General features: G+C 62.3%; 14 protein-coding genes. 1 reads left to right on the forward strand and 13 read right to left on the reverse strand.

The window, feature by feature from the left end; all coding sequences use genetic code 11:
• Nucleotides 1–8: 8 nt before the first annotated feature.
• Nucleotides 9–1346, forward strand: a complete 1338-nt coding sequence (locus ASC83_RS23565) for a P-loop NTPase fold protein (protein WP_082522449.1) — start codon at nt 9–11, stop codon at nt 1344–1346.
• Nucleotides 1347–1364: 18 nt separating this feature from the next.
• Here ASC83_RS23565 and ASC83_RS24150 read toward each other — a convergent pair whose 3' ends face one another.
• The 13 genes from ASC83_RS24150 to ASC83_RS13350 all read right to left on the reverse strand — a co-directional run bounded on the left by ASC83_RS24150 (nt 1365) and on the right by ASC83_RS13350 (nt 12527).
• The gene (locus ASC83_RS24150; protein ID WP_056063233.1) at nt 1365–2525 is read right to left on the reverse strand and encodes a glycoside hydrolase family 104 protein; all 1161 of its coding nucleotides are present in this window, start codon (nt 2523–2525) and stop codon (nt 1365–1367) included.
• Entirely contained in the window at nt 2522–2818 is a 297-nt protein-coding gene (locus tag ASC83_RS13295; RefSeq protein WP_235509371.1) for a hypothetical protein, read from the reverse strand. Before ASC83_RS13295 ends, ASC83_RS24150 begins: the two co-directional genes overlap by 4 nt.
• A 46-nt stretch (nt 2819–2864) precedes the next feature.
• On the reverse strand, nt 2865–3314 hold the full coding sequence (locus tag ASC83_RS13300; RefSeq protein WP_056063239.1) for a hypothetical protein: 450 nt from the start codon (nt 3312–3314) through the stop codon (nt 2865–2867).
• A complete protein-coding gene (locus ASC83_RS13305; RefSeq protein WP_056063242.1) occupies nt 3314–3718 on the reverse strand; it encodes a DUF4376 domain-containing protein in 405 nt (134 codons plus the stop codon). The genes ASC83_RS13300 and ASC83_RS13305 overlap by 1 nt, the downstream gene beginning before the upstream one ends.
• Nucleotides 3715–4206, reverse strand: a complete 492-nt coding sequence (locus ASC83_RS13310; protein WP_056063245.1) for a hypothetical protein — start codon at nt 4204–4206, stop codon at nt 3715–3717. Before ASC83_RS13310 ends, ASC83_RS13305 begins: the two co-directional genes overlap by 4 nt.
• Complete coding sequence (locus ASC83_RS13315) at nt 4206–4595, reverse strand: hypothetical protein (RefSeq protein ID WP_056063248.1); 390 nt, start codon at nt 4593–4595, stop codon at nt 4206–4208. Before ASC83_RS13315 ends, ASC83_RS13310 begins: the two co-directional genes overlap by 1 nt.
• On the reverse strand, nt 4592–5053 hold the full coding sequence (locus ASC83_RS13320; RefSeq protein WP_056063250.1) for a hypothetical protein: 462 nt from the start codon (nt 5051–5053) through the stop codon (nt 4592–4594). Before ASC83_RS13320 ends, ASC83_RS13315 begins: the two co-directional genes overlap by 4 nt.
• Entirely contained in the window at nt 5053–5994 is a 942-nt protein-coding gene (locus tag ASC83_RS13325; RefSeq protein WP_056063254.1) for a hypothetical protein, read from the reverse strand. The genes ASC83_RS13320 and ASC83_RS13325 overlap by 1 nt, the downstream gene beginning before the upstream one ends.
• Nucleotides 5991–10478 (reverse strand): hypothetical protein, encoded by a 4488-nt coding sequence (locus tag ASC83_RS13330; protein ID WP_056063257.1) that lies wholly within the window; start codon nt 10476–10478, stop codon nt 5991–5993. Before ASC83_RS13330 ends, ASC83_RS13325 begins: the two co-directional genes overlap by 4 nt.
• Nucleotides 10479–10483: 5 nt before the next feature.
• Nucleotides 10484–10948, reverse strand: a complete 465-nt coding sequence (locus tag ASC83_RS13335) for a DUF1799 domain-containing protein (protein WP_156379501.1) — start codon at nt 10946–10948, stop codon at nt 10484–10486.
• Nucleotides 10912–11232, reverse strand: a complete 321-nt coding sequence (locus tag ASC83_RS13340) for a hypothetical protein (protein ID WP_056063263.1) — start codon at nt 11230–11232, stop codon at nt 10912–10914. The genes ASC83_RS13335 and ASC83_RS13340 overlap by 37 nt, the downstream gene beginning before the upstream one ends.
• 96 nt (nt 11233–11328) lie before the next feature.
• Nucleotides 11329–12264, reverse strand: a complete 936-nt coding sequence (locus tag ASC83_RS13345; RefSeq protein WP_056063268.1) for a phage tail tube protein — start codon at nt 12262–12264, stop codon at nt 11329–11331.
• A gap of 41 nt (nt 12265–12305) precedes the next feature.
• Entirely contained in the window at nt 12306–12527 is a 222-nt protein-coding gene (locus tag ASC83_RS13350) for a hypothetical protein (RefSeq protein WP_056063275.1), read from the reverse strand.
• Between the last annotated feature and the right edge of the window lie 14 nt (nt 12528–12541).

The raw sequence follows: 12541 nt of genomic DNA on the forward strand, positions 1-12541 counted from the left end.
GATCCACAATGGACAAACAAGTAAATTGCAACACACCTATGCCAGAACTCTACCTAGCCCCCCAACATCCTGACCCAGCACATCCGTTTGAAGGAGACCGCCTCGAAAGGAGAGCGCTGGCCAATCGCCTTACTCAGATGATTCGTCGGTTGCCAGCAGGAGCTGTATTTGCCATAGATGCGGCGTGGGGCGACGGAAAATCATGGTTTGGAAGAAATTGGCATGCAGAGCTGCTCAATGATCAGTATATATCGGCATATATAGATACGTTTTCAGCGGACTATATGGAGGACCCCTTTTTTCTCCTTATTGGAGAGATATCCATTGCCCTGAACCAAGGAAAAGTCAGTGATCTAAAAAAGAGGGGGGCTGAAGTAGCAAAAGCATTGGCACCTCTGACTGCAAAAGTCATCTTGAATGCCGCTGGCAAGCTAATTGGCACAGATGACATCACTGGAAAATTTTCCGAAGCTGTTTCTGGCGCTGCAGAGGCCGCCGCCGAGTCCATCGAAAATTTGATTTCTGAAAAAATAACAGACTACGAGAGAGAAAAAAATAGCGTTACAGCCTTTAAAAAACAACTTGCCAAACTAGCCGAAGAAAATTACAAAAAAACAGAAAAACCAATAGTAATATTCATCGATGAGTTAGATCGGTGCAAACCAGATTTTGCAGTTAAAACCATTGAGCGCATAAAACACTTTTTCGAAGTTAAACACATCATCTTCATCTTACTTCTAAACAAAACTCAAATCCATGAATCGATCAGGGGGGTCTATGGATCAAATATTGATGCCGAAAGATATCTAGGAAAATTTATACAATTCTCATTGAATTTTCCTAAAAAATTAATTCCAGAGGGAGCACCACCCTACAAAAAATTCGCCGCCCAAAAGCTCCGCGACTACGGATTTGAGGGCGTTGACGAGATCGATCATCAAGCAGAAGCACTTGCAGTATGCGCCGAAGCATTCTCTCTTACGCTCAGAGACATTGAACGATGCATAATATTGATATCACTGAATTCTCAATACTACACAAGATATCACCCCCTTCTTGTAGCATTCGGTCCAAGCATAAAAATAGGACACCCTAAAGCCTACAATCAAATTACCAATCCATACAACAATGAAAACAATGATATTAATGAGGCGGTGTCGCGCATATTTAGAAATAATGAAGAGTTTTGCGTGATTTTAAACAAACTACACAACTCCATGATTTCAAAATCAACACCCGACATTGACGATCGTGCAGATGCCCACACAAGAATCGGCCTCCAACTAAGATCCCCAGAAAAAGAGCTTTTAGATTTCTACAACTCTCTAAATTTAAAAATCGAATAATGCCTGCGTATTCAATCATCAACCCATAGGCAACTTCCCCCGACCCGCCTGCAGTTCCGTCTTCCGCTGACTGCTGAAGCTGGTCCCCAGCCAGTACGCCCCCACCATGGCGATCACGGCCAGCAGCGCTGTCACGATCTGCACCCGCAGCTCGCCGCTGTAGTTGTCCGGGTGGATGAAAAGCACGTCTACCACCAGGCCGTACAGCGGCAGTAGCAGCAGCGCGGACACCCAGAACGCTGGGTTGTGCCAGAAGCCAGGCGCACCGGGCTGCAGGTAGGCAGCATTGGCCTCCCGCGCACCGGCGATGCCGCCACCAACCTCTTCCAACTTGAACCACTGCGCTTCGATGGCGTTGCGAACAGCGGCGGCAGCAGCGGGATCTGCGCCGATGGTTTCCAGCAGCTCCTGCTCATTGCGCGCGCCGATGGCCTCCTTTGCGGCGGCCACCACGATCTCGGCGGCCTTGATGTTGCGTTCCGAGGTCTCCGAGCCCGAAGAAAACAACCGGCCCAGCTTGGGCACCAGGTCAATCAGGGATGGCAGCACTGCAGCGACAAAGGGGGCCATGGGTTGCTCCTTGGGTTGGGGGGTGATGGTGTCGGCGGCAAGCGCCTCCGGGTTGATCAGATCGGCCAGCGTGGGACGGGCCTCGGGTGCGGCGGGCGCGTAGGTGCCGCCGTGCGCTTCGTATTCCTGCCGGGCGCGCTCCATGGTCACCACCGGCTGGCCGTAGGGACTGCCTGGCAGGCTGGCCCATTCGCGGTTGCACTTGCGCACCGCATCCTCAAAGCGCCCCGCCTTCACATCGTCCAGCGCCTTGCGGCCGAGGATCAGCGCCACTGCGCCCAAGTCCTGGTTTGTGGGCGTGAAGTCGGCAAAGCCGTAGTCACGCACCAGGCCGTCCCACGTCTTGGACAGGAACTGATAAGCGCCCGCCGCCGTGCTGCTGATGGGCTTACCCCCCAGCTTGCGGGTGATGAGTTGGCGCGGGTGGTCTGCAAAGTCGTCGGCCGTGCCTGGCAGGCCGTCCAGCCCCACCAGGTCTGCACCACCGAACATCACGCGGTAGCCGTCATCACCGGCTGTGCCCTCCCCGTGCCGCAGCATGCGCAGGAAGGCCTGCACATTGGGGTCCTGCAGCGCAGCGATCAACGCAATTGGGTCTTTGGTGCTCATGGTGGTCCGCTCGAAAAAAGTGCTTTGAATAAGGTGGCCAGCGCGGCCCAGCCGCCGATGGCATAGACGAGTCCTCCAAGCGTCAAGAACAGGCTGGCCTTGCGCAGCAACCCCCACAAGCCACCCAGAACGAACCGCCCGGCATGCTGTGTGGCTTGTTTCTGTAACACCGACACCCCGGCCGCCCAAAAGGCAGCAGCGGTCTCTTCGGTCATCGCCCCTTTGATGCCCTCGCGCACAGCCGAAGCCATCTTGGCTTCCAGCCAGGCGCCGGTTTCTTCGGTCAGACGCACCTCAGACGGCGCAGCGGCGCGGCGCTCTGGCCCCTTGTAGTCGCCGTCAGGTGGTGGCATGCACGCCCCCCGTTTCCACGGTCGTCCGGCTCAACGCAGCCCACAGGCTGCACGGATCGAACCGCCAGGCATCGGGTAGGCCCAGCATGGCGGCAACCGCCTCGCTGCACACCCACCGGGCCTTGTCGTGGCCCAGCACGCGCGCAATGAAGCCCACCAGGCCCAGCAGGTCGTAGCCCTGTCCATGGTGCTCCTGCAGCCAGTCGCGGGCCTGGACCGCGTTGCCGGCCACATCTATGACATCCCAGTGCGCAGGGTCCAGCACCATGTGCTTGATCCGCACACCGCCATCCATGAATGAGCTACTGGCGCAGATCGTGCGGCCCTGCGCATCCGCGCCCAGCAGCAGCTCACAGTGGCTGTAGGCCCCGCGCAGCCACCAGGCGGTGAGCCTGTTGAATAGACGCTTGCGGCCTTTGTAGAAAGCGACTTGCATCACACACCTCCATAGGACTCGGGCCACCCGGCCGACAGATCCACCGCCAGCGGGTCTTCGGCCGCATCCACCTGCCCGCGCAGCACCTCCGCATGCGCAAACAGGGCGGCATCGCGCACGGCCGCAGCCGTGAACACCTGCTGCGCCAGGGCGGGCGTCATCTCCACAAACTCGCCGCCCATGGTCTTCCACTGCAGGCCAGCGGGCATGCCCGCGCCCATCATCACCAGCGCCATCTGCTGGGTGCGCGAGAAGGTGTCGCTGTGGAACCAGTGGGCGCCGACTTGGTAGCCGCCCAGCTGCGTCTTGCGGTCGCGCAGGGTTTTGATCTGCTCCCACAGCAAGGCGCGCAGGTCGCTGGCCGGTGTGGTGGCGGGCTCGCCGCCGATGACTTCGTTGATCATTGGTGAGCCTCCACCAGGTAGCACCACTTGGCGGTCTGACCCGCCTGTGTGATCGTCAGGTAAACCTCGAACGAGGCGTCGAACGGCAGATAGTCCGGGAACAGATTGTTGAATGCGCCGGAACTTGGGTAGGTTGTGAAGCCCACCACGGCTTGCGCCTGTGCTTCGCCCGCGCCGTTGGCGATGGTGCGGTCGTAGATGCGAATGCCTTCTAGAAAGGCCTCAATGCGGTAGTTCGCCGCACCAGCGGGCAACTCCACCAGCATGATCCTCACAGCCCCGCGCCCCGTGGCGGAATAGATGCGGGTACGGGTCGCTGCCGACATGGCTGCCGAGTAAGCCACCAAGCCTGCAGCGGTCGAGAACGCAGAAACGGTAGGGGCATAAACAACGTTCTGCCCGACGGAAGGATCACGCCCAGACACGCCCACCACACGGCGCGCACCCAACGTGCGGCCATCACCCAATGGAAACTGGCCCGCGTTCATCAGAAGTCTCCTGCGCGGGTCACGCACACGTTGATCAGCTCCGCTTTTTCGCTGCTGGCGCGCAGGCTCCAGCCAGCTTTGAGCACCAGCGCCAGGTTGCTCAGCAGCGCCGACCAGGCCGGGTTGGTGGCGCTGACGGTGTTGGCCGGGACCATCACCTCGCGCCACAGCTTGGCGGTGGCACCGTCGTGCAGGAACAGGCGCACCATGCCCGCTGTGGTGGTGACGATGGCGGTCAGCGTGATGTCGTCAACCCGCGAGCCCGAGGCGCCTGCGGTGAACACGGTCACGATGGTGCCCGTGCCGTCGCGGTTGGCATTGGCAGCGCCGCCCACCTGCGCGACTGCGGTACTGGGCGTGGATGCGTAGTTTTGAGCGTTGATGGTCATACGATTCCTTGGGTCGAGAGAAGAAACTGGGGCAGCGAGTCACCGCCGCTTACGCGGGTCCAGCCAGATGTGCTGCCGCCGCTATCGATGCTGGGGTCCACGTTGCTGATGCCGCCAGGCGCGTTGCGCCGGTAGGTCTGCTTGTCGATGGGACTCCAGGCCGTCACATCGGCCGGGTAGTTGGTGCCCATCACCCACTTGTCTGCGCCCACGGCAGAGGCCGATGCAGCTGCCATGGCGGTGGCGATGGTGGCCGCCACGTTGGCCGCCTGCGCGTTGGAATACGCACTGCCGCACAGGGCCAGCAACTCGGGCATGAACAAGGTGCCCATGTGGTTGCCGAAGGCGTAGGCCTTGATGTTGTAGAGGCCCAGCACGCGGTCCGACAGGGGCGGGAACGGTGGCACCGGCGTTACCGCAGGCACCGGGGTTGGCGGGATGATTACCAGCGTACTCATCAGATGATTCCTTTCACACGCGCTGCAAGCTGCGCTTCTTTGCTGTTGACTGGTTTGACCCGCCCGCTGATGAGTCCCAGGGCACTCAGGTAGCCGTAGCCGGGCACGTCGGTGGCTGAGATGGCCACCGGCACGTCCAGCACCTGCTGCAGCAGCCCCACCGTGTACTCGGCCTGGTCGGCATCGAGCACCGCCGACAACGTGAGGTCGGTCGCGCCAGGTCGGCGCTTGATCTCGAACGTGCCGTCGTCGTAAAACTTGATGTAGCTGTAAGACCTGGGCTCGGCCTCGCTGCCATACTCGGTGCCGCCCGTGCCACCGGTGAGGCTGCGCCACTCGCCCACCATCAAGGTGCCCAGCTCCACGGCGGCCGTGGGGCCAGCGCTCACCGTTACGGTGAGTTCAGAGGTAGGACTGATGGGAATACCCGTCAGCTCCACCGTGCTGCGCACACCCAAGGGCGAGAACAGCAGCTCCCAGAAGCCGAGGGCCTGCTCCCACAGATCCTGCGTGGACTGCTTGAGGATGGCGCCCCCAGGGGCATCGCGCGCGATGATCTGCACCTGGTCGCCCACGGCGCCGAAGATCTTCACGTCACTGAAGAACGGCACCTGCAGCTTGTAGGTGAGACTGCCCGTGGCCTTTGCTGCCGTGGACCGGTAGAAGTCAAACGGGGCAAACAGGTTGCTGGGACGTTTGAAGAGCCAGTAGTCCGGGTCTGCCTCGGGCAGCGCACTGCGGCCGCTGTGAGCCTGCACGCAGGAATACACCTTGTGATTGCTGATGCGCTCTGCCCCCACGGCGTACGTGCCCGCAGACACCCACATCGTTTCGCCCAACGCGGGGTCGGGCTCTACGATGGTGGTGCCTGCAGACAGCATGCTGGCCGTGATGGGGACGGCCATCAGCACACTCACACTGCTATACGCGGTGGTTGTCATGCTGGGATAGTCCTTAAGCCGTTGCCTTCAAATGAGTCTTCCAGCACCTGCGCCACCCGGGCCAGCAGGGCTTCCGTCTTGGACTCGCCCGTGCTGGCAACCGGCGCTGCAGTGCTGCTGGTGGTGCCGCTCTCGGCGCTATCAGCCAACATGCGCCGCGTAGTGGACGCGGTGTAGATCCGCGCAGGCGGCAGGTAAGCCAGCTCGGGGCCGTCTTCACCCACCATCGCCCAGCCGCCCCGGTGATCGCCACCGAGCCGGAACGCGGGCACGCCCACCGATGCAGCCGCCTTTGCCCAGTCGGCATCAAAGAAGCCGGTGATCAGCGCCAGATCGTTGAGCGTGCCGCCCGCAGACTTGACGGCCTCCAGCAGCCCCTTGAGGTCGCCTGTGCCGTCAAACTTGTGATACACGGGTGCCAGCGCATCGAGCTTGGCAATCTGCTGCTGATCAATCACCGGCTCATAGCCGATGCCCGCCGTTCCCAGCGAGAGAACCCGTTTGTACTTGGCATCGGCCGCAGATGCCCCACTGCCAGGCATGCCGGGACCGAACCCCGCACCGCCCGCACTGCCGCTACCGCCCGAGCCACCTGCACCCGGCGTCTTTGGCTTCAGCAGCTCGGTGAGCTGATTGATGGCCTCTTCCACCGATACCGTGGCCTGCACATTGCCGGTGGCAATGTCGATCAGCTCGCGGAACTTCTCCAGCGTTTCCTCGCCCTGCTTGATCTGACGATCCAGCGCGTCCAGCGACTGCTCTGCAATGCTCTTTTGCTTGCCCGCCACACCCGCCAGCTGCTCCATCTGCCCGGCAAGCACCAGGCGGTCACGGTCCAGCTCGAACTGGGTGAGGTAGTTGTCGGCCGTGAGGCCGCCACGCGCAGCGGACAGCGCATTGGTCAGATCGTCCGCATTGGGGATGATCCCCAGCAGTGCACCCTGCACGGCGTTCTCGATGAACACCATGCCCTGCGCCGCCTGCTGTGCAGCCGTGCTGCCCACCTCGCCCCGCAGCTCGCGCATGGCGCCCGATGCAATGTCTTGCACCTTGCCCCACAGGCCTGCCAGCTCGGCCGCTGCTGCGCGCTGCGCCTCCAGTGCCTTGCGCTGGGCTGCGATGGAGCGCTCCAGCGTGCTGTAGGCCGCGTCCAGCTGCGTCCTGAGTGCATCCTTGGCAGCGGCTGCAGCCTCCTCTGCCGTCTGGTTCAGCTCGGCAAACGAGCCCGACAACATGATCAACATGGCGTATGCCTTGCGGCCTGCCTCGGTGTTCAGGTCTTGTGCTTCGACCAGGCGGCGGTATTCCGCACGGGTCTTTGGCACCGTCAGGCCCAGCTTGGCAAACTCGCCGTCGAGCTGGCGCACGGCGACCGCCCGGCGCTCTTCCTCGCTGTAGAAGTTCTGGAAGTAGCTGCTGGTGGCGGCCACCATCTTGTCGAGTCCACCGAACGCATCCGCGATCTTGCTGGCTGCGTCCGCACCGTCCAGGCTGGCCTCCAGCAGTGTGTAGCCCAGCGTGTCAAATATGCCGTTGACGGTGGTCAGGCTGGTGGACAGGCGGGTCAGCGTGTCGATGGCCTTCTCGCCCTCTTTGGCGTACTTGCTGGCGGTGTAGGTGGTCTCTTCGATGATCTCGGTCACCTCGCGGGATGAGGCCATGAAGTCGTCCGCACCCCGACCCAGGTTGTCGTACACCACGCGGGTGACTTCTTTGCTGGTCGTGGTCCAGGTGCCTAGCACCTGCTCTGCCAGTTCGTTGTTGGCAGTGGCAAGCGCCTCTTGGAACTTCTGCTGGATCTGCTCGGCGTTGAGGCCTTGCGTGCTGATCTTGATCTTGCTGGTGTACCCCTCCAGTTTGTCGGCGCTCAGGCCTAGCGTGTCGGCAAAGTAGGCCACCTGCGCACGCATGCCCTTGAAGGTGTCGCCCAGCGCTTTCTCAAACGCGGGATCCAGGTCGCTGTACTTGGTCTTGTCCGAGCGGAACAGACCGCCCTTGTAGAACTCGTACTGCTGGCCCTCGAAACCCGTCTTTCCGCCGAAAGTGCCCTCGATACCCACGTCCGCCAGCTTGCGGCCGAACAGGCGGTTGATGAGGCCACCCACCACGCCCGCGAGCGGGCCAAAGAACGCACTGGCGATGCCCGCGATGATGTTCACGGCGTTGCCACCGCCCACGCTGTAGCCGCCCGAAAGCATGGAGCTGATCCCGTAGCCCGCCAGGCCGTTGCCCAGCATGCCCAGGCCTGCGCCAATGTTGGAGCCCATGGGCGTCATCACATTGGCGGTGTAGCCGGTGCCGTAGTCCACCGGGGTGCTCAGGCCCAGGCGCACGCCCAGGTCGCTGGATGCGAAGTTGCCGAACGCGTTGTTTACCGCGCTGCTCACGCCCTTGGTGATCAGGTCGAAACCGCTGGACACGATGTTGCCCAGGCCGCTGAGCATGCCCAGCCCGCCGCCGCCACCGGCCCCGCCCGTCACGCCCGCATTGGCGCCCGTGACTGTAAGGCCCAGGGCGCCGGTGATACCGGTCATCACGCCCTGCACCGCCAGCTTCAGCACTGTGGTCTTGAACAGGTTCTTGATACCGTCCCAGAACGACTTGAAGAAGCCTTTGCCCGCCTCAAACCCACGGTACAGGCTGTCGCTCAGGCCGTTGTAGATGCTGTCGTAAAACTTCGTCCACTCGTTGGCGGCCTCAGTTGCGGCCTTTGCCGTGATGGTGCGGTCGTACTTGGCGCCCAGCAGCTCGTTGCGCTCGCGCAGCGCTTCGATCTCGGCCTGCAGCGCGATCTGCTCGCGCGTCATGGTGCCGGTGATCACGCTGGCCCGCTCCAGCTCGGCCAGGGTGGCCTCCTTGGTCAGGATCAGCGCGCTATTACGCGATTGCAGGAGCTGCAGCTGCGCGGCATCGGTCAGCCCGATGACTTCGATCTCTTCGCGCAGGGCCTGGTTTTGGGCGACCAGGCTAGAGGTTGCCTGCTCCATGCCCTGCACCAGCTTCATGCGGGCTTCGCGCGTTGCCTCCAGGGACTTCAGTTCCTCGCGGTGCGCTACCACCTGCTGCTCGGTGGTGAGCATGTCCTTCAGCTTGGTTTCAACCAGGCTGCGCCCTGCGACGATCTGAGCGTCGGTGCTGGTGGCGAGCTTCTGGCGCACCTCGGCCGCCATCTTCTCGCCCTCGGTCAGCTTTTCGCCCGCGCTCAGCTCTTCCTTGAGAACGGCCACGCGCTTGTCGATGGACTCCAGGAGAGCGTCCACCGGGTTCTTTGCTGCGGCCGCTGCCTTGCCCGTCTTGTCGATGGTGGTATTGACGTACTCAAGGGCCTTGCGGACCTCCTTGACCTGCCCGCCAGTGGCCTCGATCTCCCCCATGCGCGCACGGATGCGACTGCCTAGGGTGTCTTCGCCAAAGGTCTGGATGGCGGTGGTGCCCAGCTCGCGAATGATGGTGCCCGCGCGGGTGGTGCCCGAGCGCATGCTGTCCAGCGCGCCCGTGAAGTCACCGCGCAGCACCTTTGCCACGGCTTCGCCCACGCCGCCGAAGTAGGCAGCGCCTGCGGCCGCATAGGCGCCCAGGCTCTCAGCCAGCAGCTTGACGCCGCGCATCACGTACTGGGCGGCATCGGCCACATAGGTGAGGCCGGTGATGGCGCTCTTGGTCCAGGCCTGCACGCTGCCATCGGCTACCAGGCGGCGCACTTCCTCACGGATACCGCCCGAGCCGTTCATCACGTCCAGCATGGCCTGCGCGCCCAGGTCGAGCGCGGGGATCATGCCGTTGGCAAGCTCTTTCTTCCAGGCCTCACCACTGGTGCTGAGGCGGGTGAGGTTGTCGTCCAGGTTGGCAGCGGCGGCGGCCTGCTCGGTGGTGACCTTGGCGGCCAGTGTTTCCACCTCGGCCAGGTCGTGCAGGAAAGGCAGCATTTGCGCGCCCTGCTTGCCGTAGAAGGCCATGGCCACCGCAGCCTTACCGGTGCCGTCTTCAAACTTTGCCATGGCCTTGGCCACGGTCAGCATCTGCTCTTCGGGGCGCAGCTTCTTGAAGCTGTCGAAGTCAATGCCCAGGGCCTCCAGCGCTTTGCCGGTGCCCTTGCTTTCCTCGCTGGCGCCCGCCAGGTTAGCGGCCAGCTTGTTCATGGCGGCGCCGATCTGCTCGGGCCCCATGTTGTTGAACTTGCCCACGGCCATCAGGCCCGACAGGGCTTCGACCGTGGCACCGGTCTGCATGCGCAGATCGTCGAGTGCGGCGCCGCCCTCAATGGCGCCAGAGATGAGGCCCTTGAAGGCCGCGATGGTAAAGCCAGCGGCCAGGCCGCCAGCGATGGCGCCCGCTGTGGCGGCCACCTTGGCCTTCATGTTGTCGAAGGTGTCCTGGATCTTCTTGGACGCCGCCAGGGCGGCCTGCTCGGACTTGTCGAGCCCGCCCGTGTATTGGGCGTAATCCAGGCCGAGCTTGACCACCAGGGAGCCGAGTGCAGACATGCTGGTTACTCCTCTTTTTCTCTTTGTTCGCGGTCGGCTTGCAGCGCGGCGCGTTCCATGATCTGCAGGTCGTTAGACAGCGCGCGTCGCTTGCGGCGGCGGCAATGACGATCAATCCAAGCCTCAACAGCAGCCCAGTCAAAGCCGGTCCGCCACACGATCAGCCCTGCGGGTTCCAACGCCTGGCTCACGTGCTGCCAGCGAGGTGCAAGGGCCACGAAGGCCGCGACAACCGGCAGGTTCTCTGCGTACACACCGAAGGCCTTGCCCTCTGCCGGAGGGGCATTGGCTGCGGCATCAATGCGGGCACGCACCTTGTCGATGTCGTCCGCACTGGCGCCCCAAGCCTCCATGGCTTCGAGCACGCTGTAGTCGGGCTCGAAGGTGCCGGGCGCTTCGTCGCGGGCACCTGCCCACCAGCGCGCGGCCTCAATCAGTTTTTTTCTTTGGCGCCTACGTTGTGGTGCCAATAGACCAGCATTGCCTCGCGCACCGCACCGGTGAGGCGCAGGAAGGCCTCCAGGTTCTGCTCGTTGAAGGGGACAGGGACACGGTTCTCGTCCACCATTTCCCAGCCAGTGAGAACACGGCGCAGCAGTTCGACGTTGGACAGCTTGATCAGCTCTTCGCGGTCTTCTTCAAAGGTGCGTTTGAAGATGGCGACAAAGCTCTCTTCGCGCCAGCCGCCCTTTGGCATGGCGACTTGAACCTTGACGGTGGCCTTGAATGTTTCGTCGGGGGTAAGAATGAACATGGTGTGTGAGTAAGGAAAAGGGGGAGAAAGCAAAAGAGCCACCGCGATGGGTGGCTCTTTTTCGGGGTGTGCACACGTGTGCACGGACAGGGATGGTTAGCGAACGATGATTTGCAGTTCGTCGTTGCCGTCTACCGGGTTGATGTCGAACGGCATGTTGATCATGGCGATGCTCTGATCGTCCTGCAGCGTGAACGGCTTGCACTGCACGGCAGGCATCGCCAGCTCAATGATGTTGCCCGGCACCGTGCCGTGCACCAAGCTGCAGGCGCCCACAACGCTATTGCGCACGATCTCGGCCCAGTTCTTGGTGGTGATGCTGGGCATCTCCATGGTGACGCTTCCCGAAGGCTGGCGGTCCGGGCTGTGGGGTGCGGCGCAGTTGACCAGTTCGCGCCAGGCCAGGGCGTTGGCGAGGTTGATGCTGAAGGCCGACATACACGCCGACAGGCCATGAAAGCTGAAGGTGGGCGTGTTGGTCTTGCCCACAGTCTTGGGCTGAATGAAGTCGCTGTAGTCCACGCCGGTGGGCATGGCCACTTCCTCGGTGGCGGCGCTGTAGGTGCCCAGGAATTCGAACTTCATCACCGGGATGCCCTTGGCATTCAGCTCGAAGGACACCGTGCCCTTGGCATTGGTGATGACGAATTTGGTCTTGTCCAGGTAGCCATACAGCGTGAGGGTGGGCTCGCCTTCGCTGACCAGGTCATAGGTCACGTCCGTGCCTGCAGTGATGGTGGCAGCGAAGCCGCAGGCCTCCAGCAGCAGGCCCCACACGGGTTCCGTCCCAGCAGCGCCTGCGCCTGCCAGTTCCACCTCGAACGTGATCTTGCGGTGCTCACCCACGGTGAGGCTGCCGCTGTTGCCCTTGTACGGGCGGATCAGGTTGCGCTGCACCTGCTCGGCCGTGATGGGTTCGGGCATCAGGGCACGGCAAAGGATGGCATTGGCCGCTGCGGTGGGGAGTGCATCGGTGCCAGCTGTGACTTCTTTCTTTGCCAGCAGCAGCATCTTTTTCATGGACTTGGCCATGGGGGTTCCTTTCAGGTCAGGGTTTCAGAAACGGCCGCTGCTTAGGCTGCTGCGGTGTTGTCGTCGCCCTCGGCCGGAGCCGGGGGCGGGACGCGGGTGCGCACGCCGGTTACGGGGTCGCGCGTGTAGGTGCCGCCGATGCCGGTGAACTCATCGCGCGCACGCGGTGGCGTGGGCAGGTGGTGCGCTGGCTTGGTGGCTTTGGGGGTGGCGACGGGCGCAGCTGCGCCAGCCGCCGCAGGGGCTGCGGTGCTTTTTGCCATGGTGGCTCCAGGTG

The organism is Acidovorax sp. Root402, assembly GCF_001425125.1.
Classification (GTDB): domain Bacteria; phylum Pseudomonadota; class Gammaproteobacteria; order Burkholderiales; family Burkholderiaceae_C; genus Acidovorax; species Acidovorax delafieldii.

Bases quoted from the DNA above. Each gene is read 5' to 3' on its own strand.
- ASC83_RS23565 (WP_082522449.1), top strand. From the start codon at position 9: ATGGACAAACAAGTAAATTGCAACACACCTATGCCAGAACTCTACCTA.
- ASC83_RS24150 (WP_056063233.1), bottom strand. From the start codon at position 2,525: ATGAGCACCAAAGACCCAATTGCGTTGATCGCTGCGCTGCAGGACCCC.
- ASC83_RS13300 (WP_056063239.1), bottom strand. From the start codon at position 3,314: ATGCAAGTCGCTTTCTACAAAGGCCGCAAGCGTCTATTCAACAGGCTC.
- ASC83_RS13305 (WP_056063242.1), bottom strand. From the start codon at position 3,718: ATGATCAACGAAGTCATCGGCGGCGAGCCCGCCACCACACCGGCCAGC.
- ASC83_RS13310 (WP_056063245.1), bottom strand. From the start codon at position 4,206: ATGAACGCGGGCCAGTTTCCATTGGGTGATGGCCGCACGTTGGGTGCG.
- ASC83_RS13315 (WP_056063248.1), bottom strand. From the start codon at position 4,595: ATGACCATCAACGCTCAAAACTACGCATCCACGCCCAGTACCGCAGTC.
- ASC83_RS13320 (WP_056063250.1), bottom strand. From the start codon at position 5,053: ATGAGTACGCTGGTAATCATCCCGCCAACCCCGGTGCCTGCGGTAACG.
- ASC83_RS13325 (WP_056063254.1), bottom strand. From the start codon at position 5,994: ATGACAACCACCGCGTATAGCAGTGTGAGTGTGCTGATGGCCGTCCCC.
- ASC83_RS13330 (WP_056063257.1), bottom strand. From the start codon at position 10,478: ATGTCTGCACTCGGCTCCCTGGTGGTCAAGCTCGGCCTGGATTACGCC.
- ASC83_RS13340 (WP_056063263.1), bottom strand. From the start codon at position 11,232: ATGTTCATTCTTACCCCCGACGAAACATTCAAGGCCACCGTCAAGGTT.
- ASC83_RS13345 (WP_056063268.1), bottom strand. From the start codon at position 12,264: ATGGCCAAGTCCATGAAAAAGATGCTGCTGCTGGCAAAGAAAGAAGTC.
- ASC83_RS13350 (WP_056063275.1), bottom strand. From the start codon at position 12,527: ATGGCAAAAAGCACCGCAGCCCCTGCGGCGGCTGGCGCAGCTGCGCCC.